18 protein-coding genes and 1 other RNA gene are annotated in these 20,284 nt (G+C 44.1%); all 19 read right to left on the bottom strand.

Annotation, left to right across the window (positions count from 1 at the left end; genetic code table 11):
* Window position 1: 1 nt before the first annotated feature.
* Window positions 2-1,423: a UDP-N-acetylmuramate--L-alanine ligase gene (murC, locus tag JSY38_RS17195; RefSeq protein ID WP_205114366.1), complete on the bottom strand. Its 1,422-nt coding sequence runs from the start codon at window positions 1,421-1,423 to the stop codon at window positions 2-4.
* Window positions 1,420-2,493: an undecaprenyldiphospho-muramoylpentapeptide beta-N-acetylglucosaminyltransferase gene (murG, locus tag JSY38_RS17190; RefSeq protein ID WP_205114364.1), complete on the bottom strand. Its 1,074-nt coding sequence runs from the start codon at window positions 2,491-2,493 to the stop codon at window positions 1,420-1,422. The genes murC and murG overlap by 4 nt, the downstream gene beginning before the upstream one ends.
* On the bottom strand, window positions 2,490-3,677 hold the full coding sequence (gene ftsW / locus JSY38_RS17185) for a putative lipid II flippase FtsW (protein WP_114411108.1): 1,188 nt from the start codon (window positions 3,675-3,677) through the stop codon (window positions 2,490-2,492). The genes murG and ftsW overlap by 4 nt, the downstream gene beginning before the upstream one ends.
* Complete coding sequence (murD, locus tag JSY38_RS17180; RefSeq protein ID WP_205114362.1) at window positions 3,674-5,023, bottom strand: UDP-N-acetylmuramoyl-L-alanine--D-glutamate ligase; 1,350 nt, start codon at window positions 5,021-5,023, stop codon at window positions 3,674-3,676. The genes ftsW and murD overlap by 4 nt, the downstream gene beginning before the upstream one ends.
* A 9-nt stretch (window positions 5,024-5,032) precedes the next feature.
* Complete coding sequence (gene mraY / locus JSY38_RS17175) at window positions 5,033-6,115, bottom strand: phospho-N-acetylmuramoyl-pentapeptide-transferase (protein ID WP_114411110.1); 1,083 nt, start codon at window positions 6,113-6,115, stop codon at window positions 5,033-5,035.
* A gap of 14 nt (window positions 6,116-6,129) precedes the next feature.
* Window positions 6,130-7,476 (bottom strand): UDP-N-acetylmuramoyl-tripeptide--D-alanyl-D-alanine ligase, encoded by a 1,347-nt coding sequence (locus tag JSY38_RS17170; RefSeq protein WP_205114361.1) that lies wholly within the window; start codon window positions 7,474-7,476, stop codon window positions 6,130-6,132.
* The gene (locus tag JSY38_RS17165; RefSeq protein ID WP_205114359.1) at window positions 7,466-8,932 is read right to left on the bottom strand and encodes a UDP-N-acetylmuramoyl-L-alanyl-D-glutamate--2,6-diaminopimelate ligase; all 1,467 of its coding nucleotides are present in this window, start codon (window positions 8,930-8,932) and stop codon (window positions 7,466-7,468) included. The genes JSY38_RS17170 and JSY38_RS17165 overlap by 11 nt, the downstream gene beginning before the upstream one ends.
* Window positions 8,933-10,696, bottom strand: a complete 1,764-nt coding sequence (locus JSY38_RS17160; RefSeq protein WP_205114357.1) for a peptidoglycan D,D-transpeptidase FtsI family protein — start codon at window positions 10,694-10,696, stop codon at window positions 8,933-8,935.
* Window positions 10,693-10,971, bottom strand: a complete 279-nt coding sequence (ftsL, locus tag JSY38_RS17155) for a cell division protein FtsL (RefSeq protein ID WP_114411114.1) — start codon at window positions 10,969-10,971, stop codon at window positions 10,693-10,695. The genes JSY38_RS17160 and ftsL overlap by 4 nt, the downstream gene beginning before the upstream one ends.
* Complete coding sequence (gene rsmH, locus JSY38_RS17150; RefSeq protein WP_114411115.1) at window positions 10,964-11,902, bottom strand: 16S rRNA (cytosine(1402)-N(4))-methyltransferase RsmH; 939 nt, start codon at window positions 11,900-11,902, stop codon at window positions 10,964-10,966. The genes ftsL and rsmH overlap by 8 nt, the downstream gene beginning before the upstream one ends.
* A complete protein-coding gene (mraZ, locus tag JSY38_RS17145) occupies window positions 11,899-12,354 on the bottom strand; it encodes a division/cell wall cluster transcriptional repressor MraZ (protein ID WP_114411199.1) in 456 nt (151 codons plus the stop codon). The genes rsmH and mraZ overlap by 4 nt, the downstream gene beginning before the upstream one ends.
* A gap of 271 nt (window positions 12,355-12,625) precedes the next feature.
* Window positions 12,626-12,974: RNase P RNA component class A (gene rnpB / locus JSY38_RS17140), an RNA gene on the bottom strand.
* 86 nt (window positions 12,975-13,060) lie between these two features.
* On the bottom strand, window positions 13,061-14,371 hold the full coding sequence (locus JSY38_RS17135) for a HAMP domain-containing sensor histidine kinase (protein WP_114411116.1): 1,311 nt from the start codon (window positions 14,369-14,371) through the stop codon (window positions 13,061-13,063).
* 6 nt (window positions 14,372-14,377) lie between these two features.
* Complete coding sequence (locus JSY38_RS17130; protein WP_205114355.1) at window positions 14,378-15,076, bottom strand: response regulator transcription factor; 699 nt, start codon at window positions 15,074-15,076, stop codon at window positions 14,378-14,380.
* A gap of 207 nt (window positions 15,077-15,283) precedes the next feature.
* On the bottom strand, window positions 15,284-16,582 hold the full coding sequence (locus tag JSY38_RS17125) for an adenylosuccinate synthase (RefSeq protein ID WP_114411200.1): 1,299 nt from the start codon (window positions 16,580-16,582) through the stop codon (window positions 15,284-15,286).
* A gap of 38 nt (window positions 16,583-16,620) precedes the next feature.
* Window positions 16,621-17,799 (bottom strand): ATP phosphoribosyltransferase regulatory subunit, encoded by a 1,179-nt coding sequence (locus JSY38_RS17120; RefSeq protein ID WP_114411118.1) that lies wholly within the window; start codon window positions 17,797-17,799, stop codon window positions 16,621-16,623.
* Between the two features lie 12 nt (window positions 17,800-17,811).
* A complete protein-coding gene (locus tag JSY38_RS17115; protein WP_114411119.1) occupies window positions 17,812-18,009 on the bottom strand; it encodes a DUF2065 family protein in 198 nt (65 codons plus the stop codon).
* Between the two features lie 115 nt (window positions 18,010-18,124).
* Window positions 18,125-19,006 (bottom strand): protease modulator HflC, encoded by an 882-nt coding sequence (gene hflC / locus JSY38_RS17110; protein ID WP_114411120.1) that lies wholly within the window; start codon window positions 19,004-19,006, stop codon window positions 18,125-18,127.
* A complete protein-coding gene (gene hflK, locus JSY38_RS17105; RefSeq protein ID WP_205114353.1) occupies window positions 19,006-20,253 on the bottom strand; it encodes an FtsH protease activity modulator HflK in 1,248 nt (415 codons plus the stop codon). The genes hflC and hflK overlap by 1 nt, the downstream gene beginning before the upstream one ends.
* Window positions 20,254-20,284: the final 31 nt, after the last annotated feature.

Genomic DNA, 20,284 nt, shown 5'->3' with positions numbered 1-20,284 from the left:
CTTAAATTCCGCTCACAGATAAGTTTTTCGACACCGTACCAATATCACCAGCACCTTGGGTGATAAACAAATCACCCTCGCGCAGGACATTGCTTAAAATGGAGCGTAGATCTGCCTCACTACCAACATGAATTGGATCAACATTACCACGCTGACGAATGCTGCCACATAAAGAACGACTGTCAGCACCATTAACAGGGATCTCACCAGCTGCATAAACATCAAGCAACAACAACACATCTACTTGTGACAAAACCCTAACAAAATCTTCGTAAAGGTCACGGGTCCTTGTGTAACGATGTGGCTGATACACCATAACCAATCGTTTTTCTGGCCAACCAGCACGAATGGCTTTTATGGTCGCTAAAACTTCACTCGGGTGATGGCCATAATCATCAACGAACATTACGCTAGAACCATTCGGAAGCTCTAACGGTTTTTGCTCTTGGAAACGGCGCCCAACACCTTCGAATCCCATCAAACCAGCTTGAATTGCACTTGCATCAACACCCAAATCAGTCGCCACTGCAATTGTAGAAAGCGCATTTAATACATTATGACGGCCAGGCATTGGCAAACGAATTTTTAACGGCTCACCCTCGGGGCGATGAGCTAAAAACTCGCAGTAGCGACCAGTCTGAACAATATCAGTTGCGTAGAAGTCGGCTTCTTGATCAATCCCATAGGTCAAAACAGGTCGACTTAGTAATGGCAAAATTTCACGGACATTTTCATCATCAACACATAAAACAGCCAAACCATAAAATGGTAAATTGTGCACAAACTCTACAAACGTGTGTTTTACCTTCTCAAAGTCACCATCATAAGTATCCATGTGATCTTCATCGATATTAGTTACTATGACTGTTTGCGGCTGCAAATGCAGAAAAGACGCATCACTCTCATCTGCTTCAGCCACAAGATATGCACTACTACCCAATTGCGCATTCGCGCCAGCACTTGTTAGGCGACCACCAATAACAAATGTTGGCGCTTCACCTGTAGACGCCAGTATAGATGCCATCAAACTGGTTGTTGTTGTCTTACCGTGCGTTCCTGCAACAGCAATACCGTGGCGATAGCGCATTAGCTCAGCCAACATCTCAGCTCTTCGCACAATCGGAATTCGATGCTCTTTCCCCCAAATGATTTCTGGGTTTTGCTCATTCACCGCAGTAGACACAACAATAACGTGCGCATCATAGACGTTTTCTTCTAAATGCCCGAGATAGATTTTAATCCCAAGTTCTTCAAGTCGCTCTGTTGTCGATGACGCTTTCAAGTCAGATCCTGAAACTTGGTAACCTTGGTTATGCAACACCTCGGCAATACCACACATACCAACACCACCTATACCTATAAAGTGGATATTTTGGATGCGACGCATGGTTGGAATATCGTACTGAGTTTTATTGTTTATCATGATTTTATTAACCTTAAACAGTGTGCAACAACATCTTGCGTTGCATTTGGATGAGCAACCAACTTGGCCTGCTCTCCCATTTTCAATAATGTCTCTTCGCTCTCTACAAACTCAGAAAGCAATGATATGATTTTTTCACAAGTTAACTGTGGCTGAGGCAATAAATAAGCGCCTCCATTTTTCTCTAAATAGCGTGCATTTGCCGTTTGGTGATCATCAATTGCATAAGGGTATGGAACCAATATTGACGGCAGTCCAGCAATTGCAAGTTCACTCACCGTCATAGCGCCAGCTCGACACAAAACAATGTCCGCCCAATAATACGCCTGATCCATGTTCTCCAAATAAGGCTCAACACGGGCCTCTACTTCTTCCGCACGATACAATTCAGAGACCAAGTCAAAGTTACGAACCCCCGTCTGATGCCAAACATCCAACCGCTGAGAAAAAGGCCATTGCGCTAAAACTTGCGGCATTACGTCATTAATAGCCTTAGCCCCCAAACTACCACCAACGACAAGTAATCGTAGCGGTCGCGCCACACTGCTTCTAGATACGCGAACACGTTGGTCCAAAATATCGTTCCGAATAGGATTACCAACACTAATAGCGCTTGGCAAAGCGCCATCAAAAGCTTGCAACCTTAAACTCGCCACTTTTGACAGTAGCTTATTCGTAGTCCCAGCGATGGCATTTTGCTCATGTATCACCAAAGGAATCCCCAAAAGTCGAGCTGCAACACCACCAGGACCAGCGACAAAACCGCCCATACCCAGCACAACATCAGGCTTAACCTTTTGTAAAACAGCAACCGCCTGGCCTATTGCATGCAAAACTCTAAACGGAGCCGCTAATAAACCAAGCACACCTTTGCCTCTCACCCCTTTAATAGATAAAGAATGCAAAACAATATCCTGCTTGGGCACTAGAGACTCTTCCATTCCCCCTTTAGAACCTAACCACTGAACGTCTAAGCCCTTTTCTTTAAAACTATGAGCGCAAGCCAAAGCCGGATAAATATGACCACCCGTTCCGCCAGCCATAATGATGACCTTCTTAACATCACTCATGCTGCACTCTCTTTCAATTTAGAAGATTCTCCAGAATCATTTTCAACACGTCGATTTTCAATATCCACACGCGCAACAACAAACAAACTACTCAAAGTAATAATAAGACTACTACCGCCGTAACTAATAAGAGGCAAAGTAAGTCCCTTAGTCGGTAAAAAACCCGTATTCACACCAATATTAATGATCACCTGAGCCAAAATAAGAATAGAAAAACCGAAGCACATGTACGCAGCAAACGGACGAGACAAAGTCATAGCATGACGGCCAATTTTAAAAGCACGCGCCACCATTAATGCAAATAAACATATCAGCAGCAAGCCACCAAACATGCCGGTTTCTTCAACCCAAATAGAAAACACAAAGTCCGTATGAGCCTCTGGCAAATAAGACAGCTTTTGAACACTATTCCCAAGACCTAGACCAAACCATTCCCCACGACCATAAGCAATTAAAGCCTGACTAAGCTGATAGCCCTCATTAAAAGGGTCCGCCCATGGATCTATAAAGTTCATCAACCGCTTTAATCGGTAGCTTTCAGAAATCGCAACTACGCCCAACATCAAAACCGCGCCGACCATCAGCAATAAAAACTGATACAAGGGCGCTCCACCTAAGAAGAGCAACACCATCACAGTCCCAAGTAAAACAACGGATGCGCCAAAATCTGGCTCAAACAATAAAAACAACAGAAAAATACTACAAAGACAAAGAGGAAGTACAAAACCAACCCACCCCTCTCTCACTCGATCCGCTCGGCGCACGAGATAACCAGAGACGTAAACCACCATACAAACTTTTGCAACTTCAGACGCCTGCAGATTGAACACCACAAGGTTAATCCAACGGCGACTACCATTGACACTCTTACCAATACCAGGCATCAACACAAGAATGAGCAAAATTAGGGACAACCCCATCATCAGAATGCCCCATTTATGCAGCTGACTTGTTGGTAATGACAGTAGAACCCAACCTGAAATTAAGCCGATAATTAGGTACAGAGCTTGCCGCACCATAAAAAAGTAAGGGTGACCATGAATATCTTCAGAGATTGAAATGGAAGCACTTGAGACCATCACCATTCCAAGCGCTAGAATGGCAACAACAGAAGCAACAAAAACGACATCAACCTGAGCAAACTCACGAATAGAAACTCGGTCAAATACCTTTAACCACTTCATAATTCATTAACCAATCGAGCAAAATGCTCACCGCGCACTTCATAGTTCTTATACATATCTAAACTAGCACAAGCGGGTGAGAACAAAACGATATCCCCCTCTTTACCATCTTTGCCGATACTAGCAACAATTTGATCCAAGGTTTCGAAACGTTTTACTTCAGCGCCTACAGGCAACACTTCAGCAATCTGCTCTGCGTCTTTACCAAACAAATACGTGGTACGCACAAAATCATTTACCGGCTTCGCAAGCGCCCGAAAATCCGCTCCTTTTCCATCTCCGCCAGCAATAAGTAAAATATTCTTAGCAGCAGAAGAACCAAGACCTTGAAGCGCCGCCAAGGTTGCACCCACATTAGTACCTTTTGAGTCATTAATGTAAGTCACCTCATTACGCACACGAACTGTCTCACAACGATGGGGTAACCCACAAAACTCACTTAATACTTTCGCAACTGCCTCCGACATTACATCCATACCCAACAGCTCAATCATTGCCAAAGCAGCCAGCACATTGGCGTGATTATGTGAGCCCTTTAAGGCGACTTGAGAAGTGTGATACAGCCTTTCAACACCATGACACAGCCAAGCGCCATCACCATCTTTCAGCATGCCATATTCTTTCAAGTCTGGACTTTTCGTAGTAAAAGCGCGAACAGGAACACCTTCCGCCAACAATGGCGCTGTTAAGATATCCTGCTTATTACAGACCGCTGCTTTGCAGCCGCGATAGACTTTTTGCTTGGCTCTCTGGTATTCATATAAATCTTTATAACGATCCATATGATCTTCAGAAACATTGAGGAGACAGGCTAAATCAGCCTGTAGGCCATGTGTGGTTTCAAGCTGAAAGCTAGATAACTCAAGTACATAGAAGTCAGTATTAGGAGACAGTAAATCTAATGCAGGCAAACCTAAATTACCGCCAGCCTTAGCATTTTTCCCACAAGCCTGAAGCAGCAAAACCACCAAAGTCGTTACCGTACTTTTGGCGTTAGATCCTGTAATGGCAACAAAAGGCGCATCGACATAATCGCGAAACAAATCGATATCGCCACGCATGGCAACACCCCGTTCAGCCAGACGAGAGAGAACAGGTGTCCGTAATGCGATACCTGGACTAACAAATAGCTCTGTCACCCCAAGGGTTTCAAGCACACCCAAATCACCAGTAAAAATTCGCTCTTCAGGACAAAGTTTTTTCGCCTCTTCCAAGCCAGGTGGATTCTCACGAGAATCCACCACGTAAAACTCAATGCCTTTGCTGGCTAAAAAGCGCACACAAGACAAGCCTGTCGCTCCCAAGCCGACAACGGCTCTTATCCGATCTGACCCGATCAACGACATGCAAAGCTCCTAGCGTACTTTTAAGGTGGCAAAACCCACTAAAACAAGACAAACAGTGATAATCCAAAATCGCACAATCACTTTAGGCTCAGCCCATCCTTTTAATTCAAAATGGTGATGAATTGGCGCCATCCTAAATATCCTTCGCTTAGTCAGCTTATATGAGGCAACCTGCAGAATGACCGACACCGTTTCCATTACGAAAACACCACCCATGATAAATAAAACTAATTCTTGGCGAACAATAACAGCAATCGTTCCTAATGCAGCACCCAAAGCCAAAGATCCCACATCACCCATGAAAATTTGAGCTGGGTAAGTGTTAAACCATAGGAACCCCAAACCGGCTCCAGCCAGCGCAGCACAAAACACCAGCAACTCCCCCGAGCCCTGCACATAAGGAATAAGCAAATAATCTGCGAATCGAATATTACCAGTGAGATAGGCAAAAACACCAAGAGCGCCACCTACCAGAACTGTAGGTAAAATAGCCAAGCCATCCAAACCATCGGTTAAATTCACCGCATTACTCGTACCGACAATAACGAAATAAGTCAGCACTATAAAAAACACACCCAACGGAATAGCAACATCTTTAAATAAAGGCACAATTAAAGCGGTTTCAGCAGGAGTACTCGCGGTGTAATACAAATAAAAGGCAGCAGCCAAGCCAAACACACTTTGCCAAAAGTACTTCCATCTCCCCGGAAGACCACGCGAATTTTTCTCAACCACTTTGCGATAGTCATCAACCCAACCAACTATCCCAAACGCCAACATAACCAACAAAACAACCCAAACATATTGGTTACGTAGATCCCCCCATAGCAATGTACTAACAGAGATCGAAAATATTATCAGAGCACCGCCCATAGTCGGCGTGCCCGCTTTTGCCAAATGAGTCTGAGGGCCGTCATTTCGAACCGACTGACCAATTTGCAAGCGTTGCAATAAAACGATGACTTTATTACCTATCAAAAGGGAAATAGCCAACGCGGTAAGCACACCCAAAATGGCACGCAAAGATAAATAATTGAATACGGTAAAAAAAGTGTGGTATTTGCTTAAATACGCCGTGAGCAGAAGTAACATTGTTAAGGAATATCCTAATTAATTAATGCTTCAATGACATTTTCCATTTTAGCGGACCGAGATCCCTTTACTAAAATGGCGTGTTTTTTATCTAGTGGTCTAACAACCGTTGCCGCTTCATTATGGGTTTCACAAAATATCGCGTTACCCCCTTTATTCCTAAATGCCACTCCAGCAACTTTTGCTACCGAGCCGACACAAATCAAATAGGATATTCCCTTATCTTTTGCATATTCACCCAAACCATAATGAATCGCATCTCGCTGCTCACCCAATTCACCTAAAGCCCCCAAAATTAACCAGGTATCTTCTACAGACTGCATAGATAACACATCTATTGCGGCTTCAACGGATTTTGGACTGGCATTGTAGCAATCATTAATTAATAGAGCGCCATTTTTTGCTTTAAGGCGCTCTAACCGGCCAGAAACCATCACAGGCGCGGCTAATTTATCAGTCGCCTGCTTAAAATCAATCCCTAAGATCAGCATAGCCAGCACAACCGCCATACCATTAGCAATTTGATGTTTCCCGGCACCCGCAATAGTCACCGGTAACGCCTCCCCATCATAATGAAACAATGCAGAACTGGACTCTGAGCCTAATTCTATATCAGAAGCATAAAGCCTAGCCGATTCAGTAAAACCAAAAGAATAAACTTCGCGCTGCTCAGCTAGTTCACACCAATAATGAAAGTATGCATCATCAGCATTTAACACCACTCTAGCATTAGGCGATGCCCCTGAAATTAAGCCACCTTTTTCTTTGGCTATGCTCTCAAGATCACCCAGACCTTCGAAATGGCTTCCACTGGCATTCGTTAATATCACTATATCTGGATACGCAATCCTCGCTAGCAGCGGAATTTCGCCAGTAAAACTGGTACCCGCTTCAATGACTGCTACCTCCTGACCAGCCTCCAATTCAAGCAATGTTTGCGGCACACCAATTTGATTGTTTAAATTGGCGCGTGTTTTTAACACATTTTTATCTGCAAGGGACTGAGCCAACCAATCTTTTACGGTTGTTTTACCATTGCTGCCGGTAATACATACAATATCTCCTTGGAACGCATCCCTAACCAAGCGAGCTATTGCACCATAAGCCAATGTCGTATCGCGCACTTTGACATAACTTGGAACATTAATCTCTCGATCAGAGACCACAGCAAGTGCTCCGTTATCAATCGCCTGACTGGCATAATCATGTCCATCAAAACGCTCACCTTGAAGAGCAACAAAGACACAACCAGGCGAAATGTTTCGTGTATCTGTAACAACGGAACCTATCAAACAATCTGCACCTACAAGCTCACCATCGCAAGCTTGAGCAATATCCGAAAGAGTCAGATTAATTAACATAGCTTTTCACCACCTTCAGCGCCTCTTCTTTATCATCAAAATGGTGCTTCACACCCTTTATATCCTGATAAGATTCATGCCCCTTTCCTGCGATTAATACAACATCATTAGGTCCGGCAGATAAAATAGCCTGTTGAATTGCCACTCTACGATCCGGCTCAAAGCTAAACGCCTCGCCCTGATTCGTCTGCGACAAAATATCGGAAAAAATTTGGTCTATTGATTCGGTACGTGGGTTATCCGACGTCAACCAAACATAATCTGCGTTTTGCATGGCGGCCGCCATCATCAAAGGTCGTTTGCCTCGATCCCTATCACCACCACACCCAAATACACAAATTAAGCGCCCGTTGGAATGCTCTCTTAACGCTTGCAGCGCCACCTCTAAGGCATCGGGTGTATGCGCATAATCTACAACAGCAATAGGTGCATTTGGTAATTGCACCTTATCCATACGCCCAGGTGCACCATGCAAGGTAGACACCCCTGAAATCAACGCCTGCTTATCCTCAGCTTCATACCAAAGGCTCGCCAGTGCAGCCAAGGCATTTTGTATATTGAAACGACCTAACAAGGGCAAAAATACCAGCGACTCACCATCAGGGTGGCAAAGAACAAACCGACAGCCTGTAGGCTCAAGCGCTAACTGCTTAACATAAAAGTCTGCTTCGGGGTTTTGCTCGCTATAGGTATGACGAGCAGACTTGATCGCACCTTCCGCCATAAAACTAGAATAGGAATCATCAAGACAAAATACAGAGTGAGACACACTCTCAACGGAAAAAAGACGTCGCTTGGCCAACGCATAGGAATTCATATCACCATGATAATCTAGATGATCACGAGACAGGTTTGAAAATACCGCAGCCTGAAAAGGCACACCTTCGATACGACCTTGATCCAAAGCATGCGAAGACGCCTCAAATGCAACAAAATTTACGCCCTTTTCAGCCATTTCCATTAAAGTAAGATGTAAAGACAAAAGATCTGGTGTGGTCTGCTTCGCCTCAGACAAGTCACCTAAAGGCCCAATACCAAAGGTTCCAACCAAACCACTATTGAAGCCAATAGATTTTGCAAGCTGAGCAATGTAAAAGCAGATTGATGATTTACCGTTTGTACCTGTCACCGCCACCATATGCTCAGGCATACTACCAAAAAACTCATGCAGACAAGACACCAACAATGCGGCAGGGTCAGTGACAGAAATAAGCTCTATGTTAGAGTGTTGCAAATTTAGGGAAGAAGGAACAACAGCCACCTTGCAACCCAAGGCAACAATACTATCTAAATAATCCCAACCATTAGAAGCCACGCCCGGCAAGGCAAAAAACACACAACTTTCATCCACTTTACGACTGTCGGTTTCTAGTCGACTATAGAAAGCAGAATGCGGGCTATCCTTTACAGAACAACCCGCCAAGCTAAGTAATTGAGCATGTGTTAATTGCCCCATTTAACCACCCTGCACAACTTGATATGGCACTTTCTTGGGTTCCAAACGAACCTCCCTGAGCCCTTCAGGCAAATCAGGATAAATATTCAATGTTGTTAGCGCCCCTTCCATCACCCGCGAAAAAACGGGAGCGGCCACTTCGCCGCCATAATACTCTCGCCCTTTAGGGTCATTGACCATGACAACCATCGCCAACCTAGGGTTTGAAGCAGGAGCAACACCGGCAAACAAAGCAATATACTGATCGTATTCATAACCCTTTGAACCTACTTTATGAACCGTACCTGTCTTTCCAGCAACACGATAGCCAGGGATTTTTGCTGCTTTGCCAGAACCTTTCTGAACAACCGACTCCATCATCTTCACAACGTCACGTGCTACTTTCTGAGGAATAACTTGCTTTCCATCTGCTGGAACATCTTGCTTGAAAATGGTCACAGGCACTCGATAACCACCGTTTGCCAAGGTCATGTAAGCCTGAGCCAACTGCAACGTGGAAACAGATAAACCATAACCATAGGATAACGTCGCGATCTCCGATGGGTGCCATTTAGGGTGTGAAGGAAGCACCCCAGAGGCCTCTCCTGGAAAACCAATCCCAACAGGTGAACCAATTCCTAGCTCATAATCCATATTCCAAACTGCATCTTGCGGAAGCGATAAGGCAATTTTTGATGCTCCAACGTTACTTGATTTAATTAAGAGCTTCTCAAAATCAATCACACCATAATTGGCTGCATCTCGGATGGTAAACCGACCAAAGCGTAAATACCCAGGAGAAGTATCAATAGTAGTTTCTGTAGTATATTGACCTGACATCAATGCTGCCGAGATAGTAAAAGGCTTCATAGTTGAGCCAGGCTCAAATAGATCAATCACAGCTCGATTACGCAACTCTTCATATTCTAGTTTAGAGCGATCATTAGGATTATAAGATGGCTGATTTACCATCGCTAAAATCTCACCCGTCTTCACGTCCAAAATCACTGCAGAAGCAGAAGTCGCTCGATGCTCATTGACCGCAGCCTTAAGCTCTCGATAGGCCAAATACTGCAACCTAAGATCGATACTTAGCTCAATATTTTCACCAGGATGCTCAGTCTCATCAACACCAACACCGCGAATAATATTCCCAGATAGATCCTTCACATAACTGCGACGCCCAGGCTGCCCTTCTAAAGCTTTATCGTAAGCAAGCTCAATTCCCTCTTGGCCTTTATCATCTATATTGGTAAAACCAACGACGTGGGAGGCAACCTCACCAGCAGGGTAAAAACGCTTATATTCTTTTGTCTTACTGACACCTACAACATGCGCCTCCATGATAGCATCCGCTTCATGCGGTGGAATCTGGCGCCTAAGGTACATAAAAGAGCGCGTCTTATTTGCTTCAAATCGCTCTTGCAGCCACGCCCTTCCCACACCCATCACTTCAGCAAGACGCTTAATCTCTTGCTCAGGACCAAGATTCAAGGAAGGGTCGCGTGGGATTTTCCACAAGGCTTTTGGGTTCGCAACAATCGTCCATGTTGGCGTACTGACCGCCAAAGGCTCACCTCGACGATCTAAAATCATACCTCGCGTTGCAGGAATAGATTCTGTACGTACAGCACGCATCTCACCTTGGTTTTGTAAAAATGCTTTATCGACAACCGTCAAATAAAACAATCGCCCGCCCGCGACGAGAAACAACAATAAGGCGATAGCATATACAAACCTAAAGCGCCATTTTCCTGGGGTGTGAACACTATTATCAATTTTCATGGTTTCACTATTATCAATTCATCCTGAGAAGGTGCATGCATGTTTAAATCTTTAATAGCCGCTTGCTCTAAGCGACTAGGCTGTGTCAGTGCACTTTGTTCAAGAAGCAACTGACCCCATTTCACTTCATAATCCACTTCGTCTTGCTTCAATGTTTGAAGGTAAGAGAAGTCTTTCCTAAAATCGTAAACTTGAATAACAACAGCGATTGACACGATAGCCAGCAACAAAACACCGACAGCAAACACCAACGGCGAAAAGCGGGCCTTAATCACTTACTCGCTCCAACACTCGCAACACAGCGCTACGAGAACGCACATTTTCACTCACCTCTGATAGAGACGGCTTAATAGCCTTCCCAATCGTCTTAAATTTAATGTCGAGATGTGCATTGCGAATAGGCAAATGTCTTGGCAACTCAGGGCCTTTTGCTTTCAGCTTCATAAAACGCTTAACAATTCGATCTTCAAGAGAATGAAAGCTAATAACCGCTAGGCGCCCACCCACTTTTAATGCCTCTGCAGCTGCATCCAATCCAACTTCCAAGTCCCCTAACTCATTATTGATATGAATTCGGATACCCTGAAACGCTCTAGTCGCAGGATTTTTTCCTTTTTCCCAAGCAGGGTTCGCTTCGGCAACAATTTTTGAAAGCTGAAGGGTCGTCAGAATTGGGGTATGTGCACGATATTCACATATGGCCTTTGCTATACGACGGGAGAATCGCTCCTCGCCATATTGGTACATCACATCCGCCATATCTTTTTCACTAACAGAAGCAATCCACTCAGCAGCGCTTAGGCCTTTACCAGGATTCATCCTCATATCAAGCGGGCCATCATTCATAAAACTAAAGCCACGCTCAGCGTCATCAATCTGAGGAGAAGAAACCCCCAAATCCATCATTACGCCATCAACTCTATCAACACCAAATACGTCTGAAATATGCTCTGCCATGTTCGCAAAGCTATCCTGAACAATAGAGAAACGTGAATCCTCTTGCTCTAATGTTTTGCCATAACCTATCGCCACAGGATCTTTATCAAACCCCAGCAATCGGCCTTTATCTAAACGATCTAAAACCAAACGAGTATGCCCACCACGACCAAATGTCCCATCGACATACAGGCCATCAATATCGGTTACCAGCATATCGACGGACTCATTAAGCATGACGCTTATGTGTTCTGCCATCGTCTTTGTCATAAAGAAATATCCATCATGGTTTCAGTTTGTAAGTCTCCAAGAGCGTCTTGGGACAAATAATCTTCGCGCTGCGCCTCCCACTCTTCTTGGCTCCAAATTTCTAGTTTTTTGCCTTGCCCAAGAATCGTCAGTTTTTTATCCAGTCGAGCAAATTCGCGTAATGGTGCAGGCAACAAAATACGCCCAGCTTTATCCACTTCTAAATCGGTAGCATGCCCAACCAAAAGCCGCTGCAAACGACGAGCTTGAGGCTGAAACGTTGGTAACTTATCCAATTTTTGCTGAATCAGCTCCCACTCAGATAAGGGATAGAGCAGCAAGCACCGAGACACAGGATCAATAGTGACAACCACACCATCATCGTCATATTGAGCAAGATCATCGCGCAAGCGTGCAGGGAGCGACATTCGCCCCTTCACATCAACGCTTACCTGATGAATCCCACGAAACATTTCCATATCCCACTTATCGACACTTTATCCCACAATTTAACACTTTTTCATCAAAATAGTAAAAAATAATTGATAAATATTAAAAATGACGAATGACAGACACAAAAAAACCGCCCAATGAGGCGGCTAAGAAAAGCTACACTTAAAAAAATGCAAAAAAAAACAAACAGAAAAACAACAACTTGCTTTTAGAAGTTAGTCAAATATAAAAAGAAAACAAAACGTACGGAGAATATCGATCAGGCGATAGAGAAATAACTAAGAAAGGAAATGTGCAAGTTGGCCGATAAGCCGGGTTCTGTCGTGAACAGTCATTCATCTAATACGTACATCACTGCACGTCTTTAGCAACCTACCCGAACTCAGCGCGGGTCACGCCAAAGAGTTCCTATTTGGTCTTGCTTCAAGTGGGGTTTACCTTGCCACGAACTGTTGCCAGTCGCGCGGTGCGCTCTTACCGCACCATTTCAACCTTACCGGCAGTAAACTGCTTAGGCGGTGTATTTTCTGCTGCACTTTCCGTAGGCTCACGCCCCCCAGGCGTTACCTGGCACTTTACCCTGCGAAGCCCGGACTTTCCTCCCCCCAATAAATTGAGCGGCGACTGCCTAGCCAACTTGCGACGCGCATATTACTTATCTATGAAGGTAATAACAAGCGCTTTCTTACCAGCAGAAAATTTTATTCAACTATAGAAAGCCATAGACTAGGCCACAGGTAACTGAAAACACACCTCCAAACCACCTTCCTCTCGATTTTTCGCAGTAATATGGCCTTTATGAGCCCGAATTATGCGTTGGGAAATAGTAAGCCCAACACCAAACCCACCACTATTCGCCTCTCTTGCCTCAGAAGACCGGTAAAAGGCATGAAAGATCTTTTCTAATTTATCATCAGAGACACCGGGACCATTATCACGCACATATATATAAGCCATCCCAGCCTTTTCGTGAGTCTCTACCTCTATAACTCCGCCATTACCGGCATAAAAACAGGCATTCCGAAGCACGTTCTCAATAGCATGACGCAACTGGAGCGGATCCCCCAATATTGTTTTAGGCATTCGACCCAGCCGAGTTACAGAAATCCCTTTTAGCTGACTCTCAAAACTCACATCAGCCACAATATCATCTAGCCACTCTCGAAGGTTCATCTCTTCTTTAATCAAAGAAGCCGCTTCAAGCCGACTCAATGTAAGCACCTGTCCAATCAACTCATCCAACTCATGAAGCTCTGTACGAATCCTACACAAGTACCCTTTTTGAGCCTCTAATGCATACTTATCTTCCGCTATAGTCAGCGCCACTTCAATACGAGCCAGTGGCGTCCTGAGTTCATGCGAAACATCACGCATCAAGCGCTCCTTAGACGATAAGAGCGTCTCAATACGAACTGCCATTTCGTTAAACTCTCGCGCCAACTTACCAACAGCATCACTCCTTCGAGCCAACTTATTCTCGACCCTCGCAGTCATATCCCCCTGTCCAAATGAGCGAGCTACTCGCTGCAGTTTAAGCAACGGTCCCAACAACCAATAAGCTAAAACACCACTTGAAACCAACAAGCCCAACAACGAAAAACCAACCACGGCCTCTGGTGCAATAGGGCTAATTTCAGGGTTTGGCTTAAATATCAGCAGATACTGAACATTATTCCCACCTATCACCTGAATAAACTGACTATGCAAGAAATCCGCCGCTGGGCGACCCGCTGCCACACTGGGTGTATTCTGCTCCCTAAAGTTACGAGGTAACGGCTTCAACAAAGGACGGCCATTTTCTTGATACAGATAAATCGTACCAGACAGCCGCTTCTCTGCCTTCTTAGTTTCCTCTTGCAAGGAGGTAATGCCAAACTTTTCATACCCAGCCACCAACTGAACACCCACATCTCCTAGTAGATCAGCCGACACCTGATTGCGCTTTTGGATAAACTGAACCATCCCCAACCCAATACTGACAACAACAATATTGGACAGCAACACCACCAAAAACACACGCAGAAAAGTATTTTTCATGAAAAGCTAAGCACCTTGCTCATTCGATACAAATATATAACCAACACCTCGCACTGTTTTAATCCGAGGATCACCATTTTCTAAATTACCAATTTTCTTACGCAAATTACTAATATGCATATCCAAACTACGATCATACATAGTTAATTTACGACCTAAAGCTTTTTCTGAAAGCTCTTGCTTTGTTAACACCTGACCAGGCGCCATCAACATACACTCAAGCAAGGTATACTCAGACGTTGTTAACTCGACCAACTCACCACTTAAATAAACAGTGCGATCCTTGCGACGCAACAATACCCCAGAAAGCTCAATGTCGGCAGTAGGATCATCTTCACGCTCTTGGCTTGCGCGGCGTAAAATTGCCTTGATGCGCGCTAGTAATTCTCGCGGGTTAAAAGGTTTAGACAGATAATCATCTGCCCCCATCTCCAAACCAAGAATTCGGTCAATATCGTCACCCTTGGCAGTTAACATAATAACTGGCACCGCACTCTTATTACGGATTTGCTTTAAGGTTTCAAACCCATCTAATTCCGGCATCATCACATCAAGGATAACAATATCCGGCATATTCACAGCCATAAGCTCTAATGCCTCTCTGCCATTCCAAGCATGAGTAACATCATAACCCTCACCATCAAAATACTCTTTAATCAAATCCGATAAACGAGCATCATCATCAGCAAGCAATAACTTAACCATAAATATTCCCTCTTTAATCTTACTATTCAAACAGCTAAATATGCTGCCATAAATTCAATTGTAAATATTACCTCACCCCCCGACAAACACAGCCCCCTCTTTTCACTCTATTTACAAAGAATACTAATAAGATGAACTTAGCCAGTTTAAAATACAAAAAAAACCGCTAAAAGCGGCTTTTTTAATCAATCCATTAAACAATTCAAACTATTGTTTGAAAGGATCACGGAGAACAATCGTTTCATTACGATCTGGGCCAGTCGAAATAATGTCCACTGGAACACCAACTTGCTCTTCCAAAAAGCGGATATAATCTTGCGCATTCTTAGGCAAAGCCTCAAAGTTTGGCGCACCAACTGTTGATTCAGTCCAACCAGGCAACTCAACATATACTGGCTTAGCGTTTTCATAACCTTCGCTATCAACTAGACATCCAGCAACTGGATTTCCATCGGCATCAGCATAAGACACACAAACCTTAATGACAGTAGAGCCATCCAGAACATCCAGTTTTGTTAAGCACATACCAGAAACAGAGTTGATTTGAACAGCGTGACGCAGAGCAACAGCATCAAACCAACCACAACGACGAGAACGACCTGTTGTGGCACCAAATTCATGACCACGACGACCCAAACGCTCACCATCATCATCAAATAACTCTGTCGGAAAAGGACCTGAACCTACACGAGTAGTATAAGCCTTAGTGATACCAAGCACATAATCCAAGTACAAAGGACCAAAACCAGTACCCGCTGGAGCACCGCCCGCCGTTGTATTTGAAGACGTCACATAAGGATAAGTACCGTGATCAACATCCAACAATGAACCTTGAGCACCTTCAAACATAATGTTCGCACCCGCTTTACGCAAGTCATGCAACAAAGTAATAGTATCTGCAACCATTGGACGCAAGAAATCAGCCATCTCTAAACCAGCTGCGTACACTTCTTCAAAAGAGATCGGCTCTACTTTATGGTACTCAGTCAGCACAAAGTTGTAATACTCAAGCACTTCTTTCAACTTAGCCGCAAAACGCTCAGAGTCTAACAAGTCACCAACACGAATCGCACGACGGGCAACCTTATCTTCATAAGCTGGCCCAATACCACGACCCGTTGTACCGATTTTCTTCTCACCTCTTGCAAGCTCACGAGCCTGATCAATCGCAATATGGTAAGGAAGAATCAATGGACAAGCTGCACTAATTTTCAAACGGTCAACCGCTGGCACACCCTGTTCAAGAAGTTCAAGAACTTCCGTCTTTAAAGCGGCAGGCGACAACACAACACCATTACCAATGATACATTGAACACCTTCACGCAAAATACCAGAAGGTATCAAATGCAAAACTGTCTTTTTGCCATCAATAACCAATGTATGGCCAGCGTTATGACCACCTTGAAAACGCACAACAGCAGCAACATCCTCAGTAAGCAGGTCTACAACCTTACCCTTACCTTCATCACCCCATTGAGTGCCTAGAATAACAACATTTTTACCCATAATTTCAGGTCTCATTTAGATAGTTCTTAAAGAAAACTCTAGCTCTGAATCGGCATCAACTGCCAAGTCTTATCAACAAATTCCAACTTAAAGTCAGCATCTCCAGCATAGACATCATCCAAGACCTCTATCACTCGATATCCATCAAACCGCAGGGAATTCGCTTTCCGCCAAAGCTCATCTGTTGAGCAAATTGGCGACAGAACCGTTTTTGGCTTATTGACCACGACATCAGTCAAAGCAACCAAGGCTTTTACATCCGTACTAAAACCCGTAGCCGGACGTGACCGACCAAACACTTGCCCAATGTTGTTATAGCGCCCGCCGCGAGCAATGGCATTACCATGACCAGGAACATATGCAGCAAAAACAACACCAGTATGATAGCTATAGGAAACCAAATCGCTTAAATCGAAATGCAATCCCACTCCAGGAAAACGCTGACAAATTGAATCACTTACTTTTTGCAGCAAAACAACAGCATCACGAATAGATTCATTCACATTACCCAATAAATCCATCGCACGCTTTAACACTTCTTTGCCACCACATAAACGTGGCAACCCAACCAACCACTGCTGCTGAATGCCACTCAAGCCATTCAACCCTTCTACGTAGCGATCAAGCTCAGGCAAATCTTTTGCCTTATACAATTCAATCAACTTACTTTCTTGATCGGCATCAAGATCACAAGCAGCAAGAACACCACTCACAACATCAACATGCCCAAGATCAAGAACAAGGTTTGACAAGCCAGCAGTAGACAAGGTCTGCAACATTAAGGACAAAACCTCAACATCACTTTCTACACCACCATGGCCATAAATTTCCGCCCCCAATTGAATCGGGCTACGTGTGCCATCAAGGCCAGCCGGCATTGTTCTTAAAACACTGCCACAATAACTTAAACGCTGAACACCATCATCTTTAAGACAATGAGCATCAATTCGAGCAACCTGGGATGTAAAATCGGCACGAATACCTAGAAGTCGACCTGATAACTGGTCAATTACTTTAAATGTTTCAATTTCTAGGTCAGAGCCAGCACCCGTAAGAAGGGAATCCAGATACTCTAATAGAGGAGGTATTACTAAGTGATATCCCCAACTCTCATGGAGATTAAGCAGAGTTCTTCTAAGGTGCTCGATCTTAGCGGCCTGTTCAGGCAACGCTTCATCAACGCCCTCAGGAAGTAACCAGCGATCTGCTAATGTCATTAAATTGTCCTCTTAGCTTCGAGTCAGCAAAAGAAGCATTAATCCAAGAAACATACTAACCGCACCCAGAATGCGTAAATTCAAATCTGAGCTCGCGATAGCTTTCACCATTATTTCCCGCCAAACATTCGGAACTAGAAACGGCAAAACACCCTCAGCGATCAATAAAAGGCTGACGCCAACCAGCAGCGACTGCAACAATTCCTGCATAGATTCTCTTTATTTTGACCATTAAAAAACCGGGCTTGGCCCGGTTTGTGTAATAGTACCATGTTTCCCATTTTAACAAATAGGTCTCATGTACGATTATTGATGAATATCTACTCTATTTAGAACCACTATTGGTAGAGCTATTCAAATATTTAAAGAATTCACTATCTGGCTCAAGTACGAACAAATCACTACTGCCACTAAAGCTCTCACGATAGGCCTGCAGACTACGGTAGAACTCATAGAATTCAGGATCTTGTTTGTAGACCTTAGAGTAAATTGCTGCAGCATTAGCGTCACCATCACCACGAATCATCTCGGCATCACGCTGAGCTTCCGCCTCAAGTACAACCTGCTGGCGATCGGCGTCAGCACGAATACCTTCCGCAAGCTCCAAACCTTTCGATCTGTGCTCACGAGCTTCACGCTCACGCTCGGTTCTCATACGCTGATAAACAGATTCACTAACATCTGGCGGCAGATCAATTCGCTTAACTCGGATATCAACAATAGAAATACCCAATTCACTTTGAGCCACTTCGTTTAGGTCATCACGCAATTCTGTCATTAACAAATCACGCTCACCCGAAACAACCTCGTGCATTGTACGCTCACCAAACTTATTTCGAAGTCCAGTATCAACACGAGAAGAAAGCACTCGATTAGCTACAAATTCATCACCAGACGTTGCTTGGTAAAATTTAGCAACAGAGTCTATTTTCCATTTAACATAAGAATCCACAACAACAGCTTTCTTCTCTAGCGTCAAATAACGCTGAGGACGAGAGTCCATTGTCAAAATTCGAGCATCAAATTTCTTAACTTCGTTCATAATCGGAAGTTTAAAGTGAATGCCAGGTTGAACATCATCCTGAACAATCTCACCAAACTTAAGAACAACCGCACGCTCAGTTTCATTTACAACAAAAAGCGTTTGTGAAGCAATCAGTACACCGAGAAGAACAACAAATAAAACTGAAAAAGAAAAGCCTCTCATTAGTTTCTGCCCTCTCTACGGATTGTTGCACCTTGGCGTTTACGTATCTCCTCAAGAACCTGATCCGTCAACGCCCCGACATTGCTAGAACTCAATGAGCTTGTAGACCCTTTAGACGATTCTGCACGCTGCTTCATTAACTGATCCAAAGGCAAATACATCATGTTATTACCACCTTTAGTATCCACAACAACTTTGTTCACGTCTTTATAGACGGACTCCATTGTCTCAATATACAAACGACGGCGAGTAACATCTGGCGCCTTAGTATACTCTCGATACAATCTATCAAAACGATCTGCCTGACCACTTGCTCGAGCAACGATTTCAGAGCGGTAAGCTTCCGCCTCCTCTCTAATACGCTGAGCACGACCACGAGCTTCAGGGATAATACCATTTGCATAAGATTCGGCCTCGTTACGAACTCGCAACTCATCCTCTTTCGCTTTGATAACATCATCAAATGCCTCTTGAACCTGAGTAGGAGCCTGAGTATTTTCGACGTTAACTTTTGAAATCAGCAAACCAGTGCCGTAAGCGTTACCATAATCCTGAATACGAACCTTAACCTCTGCCGCCAACAACTCACGACCTTCTGTTAAAATTTGATCCATCTCAGAACTACCAACAACATGACGCAGCGCACTTTCTGTTGCTTGAGCCAAAGACTCTTCTGGGTTACGTACATTCAGCAAAAAGTCTTTCGGGTCTTGCACAGAATACTGAACCGAAACACCAACCTCAACAATCGCATCATCAACTGTTAACATTAATGCTTTGTGATCATGAGAACGAACTTTAGTTACATTCACCTTACTGACAGAGTCAATCATAGGTGGATTCCAGTGAAGACCAGGCATAACAGTTGAGTGATACTTCCCTAATCGAAGCACAACACCACGTTCCTGCTGATCAACCTGATAAACGCCCGTTGCAGCCCAAAGAGCCAGCAATACAATCAGAACAAGAGCAATTAAACCACCGCCAAATTTGCCCGAAAAATTAGAGCCACCACCATTAGAGCCACCAGATTTGCGGGATTTTTTAACGCCTAGCATCCCCATTAATTTCTGGAAAGCCTCATCCAAATCTGGAGGACCTTGCTCATTCCCAGTAGGCTTGCGCCCCCATGGGTCATTGTTGGTTTCCTTTTCACGTTCGCCATCTGGGCGTCCAGCACCATTATTACGGTTTTTATCTGGATTCCATGGGTCATTGTCGTTATTACCCGGTTCATTCCAGGCCATACTACGTCTCCACTTTATTTTAATGATAATC

Origin of the sequence: Marinomonas foliarum, from assembly GCF_016906065.1 — a bacterium.
Classification (GTDB): domain Bacteria; phylum Pseudomonadota; class Gammaproteobacteria; order Pseudomonadales; family Marinomonadaceae; genus Marinomonas; species Marinomonas foliarum.
This window is presented reverse-complemented; position numbering and strand designations above follow the sequence as displayed.

Coding starts and splice junctions, on each gene's coding strand:
- hflK (WP_205114353.1), bottom strand. CDS start 20,253: ATGGCCTGGAATGAACCGGGTAATAACGACAATGACCCATGGAATCCA.
- hflC (WP_114411120.1), bottom strand. CDS start 19,006: ATGAGAGGCTTTTCTTTTTCAGTTTTATTTGTTGTTCTTCTCGGTGTA.
- ftsW (WP_114411108.1), bottom strand. CDS start 3,677: ATGAAGTGGTTAAAGGTATTTGACCGAGTTTCTATTCGTGAGTTTGCT.
- JSY38_RS17135 (WP_114411116.1), bottom strand. CDS start 14,371: ATGAAAAATACTTTTCTGCGTGTGTTTTTGGTGGTGTTGCTGTCCAAT.
- rsmH (WP_114411115.1), bottom strand. CDS start 11,902: ATGACAAAGACGATGGCAGAACACATAAGCGTCATGCTTAATGAGTCC.
- JSY38_RS17160 (WP_205114357.1), bottom strand. CDS start 10,696: ATGAAAATTGATAATAGTGTTCACACCCCAGGAAAATGGCGCTTTAGG.
- murC (WP_205114366.1), bottom strand. CDS start 1,423: ATGATAAACAATAAAACTCAGTACGATATTCCAACCATGCGTCGCATC.
- JSY38_RS17120 (WP_114411118.1), bottom strand. CDS start 17,799: ATGACATTAGCAGATCGCTGGTTACTTCCTGAGGGCGTTGATGAAGCG.
- JSY38_RS17125 (WP_114411200.1), bottom strand. CDS start 16,582: ATGGGTAAAAATGTTGTTATTCTAGGCACTCAATGGGGTGATGAAGGT.
- mraZ (WP_114411199.1), bottom strand. CDS start 12,354: ATGTTTCGTGGGATTCATCAGGTAAGCGTTGATGTGAAGGGGCGAATG.
- JSY38_RS17130 (WP_205114355.1), bottom strand. CDS start 15,076: ATGGTTAAGTTATTGCTTGCTGATGATGATGCTCGTTTATCGGATTTG.
- murD (WP_205114362.1), bottom strand. CDS start 5,023: ATGTCGTTGATCGGGTCAGATCGGATAAGAGCCGTTGTCGGCTTGGGA.
- JSY38_RS17165 (WP_205114359.1), bottom strand. CDS start 8,932: ATGGGGCAATTAACACATGCTCAATTACTTAGCTTGGCGGGTTGTTCT.
- mraY (WP_114411110.1), bottom strand. CDS start 6,115: ATGTTACTTCTGCTCACGGCGTATTTAAGCAAATACCACACTTTTTTT.
- JSY38_RS17115 (WP_114411119.1), bottom strand. CDS start 18,009: ATGCAGGAATTGTTGCAGTCGCTGCTGGTTGGCGTCAGCCTTTTATTG.
- JSY38_RS17170 (WP_205114361.1), bottom strand. CDS start 7,476: ATGTTAATTAATCTGACTCTTTCGGATATTGCTCAAGCTTGCGATGGT.
- murG (WP_205114364.1), bottom strand. CDS start 2,493: ATGAGTGATGTTAAGAAGGTCATCATTATGGCTGGCGGAACGGGTGGT.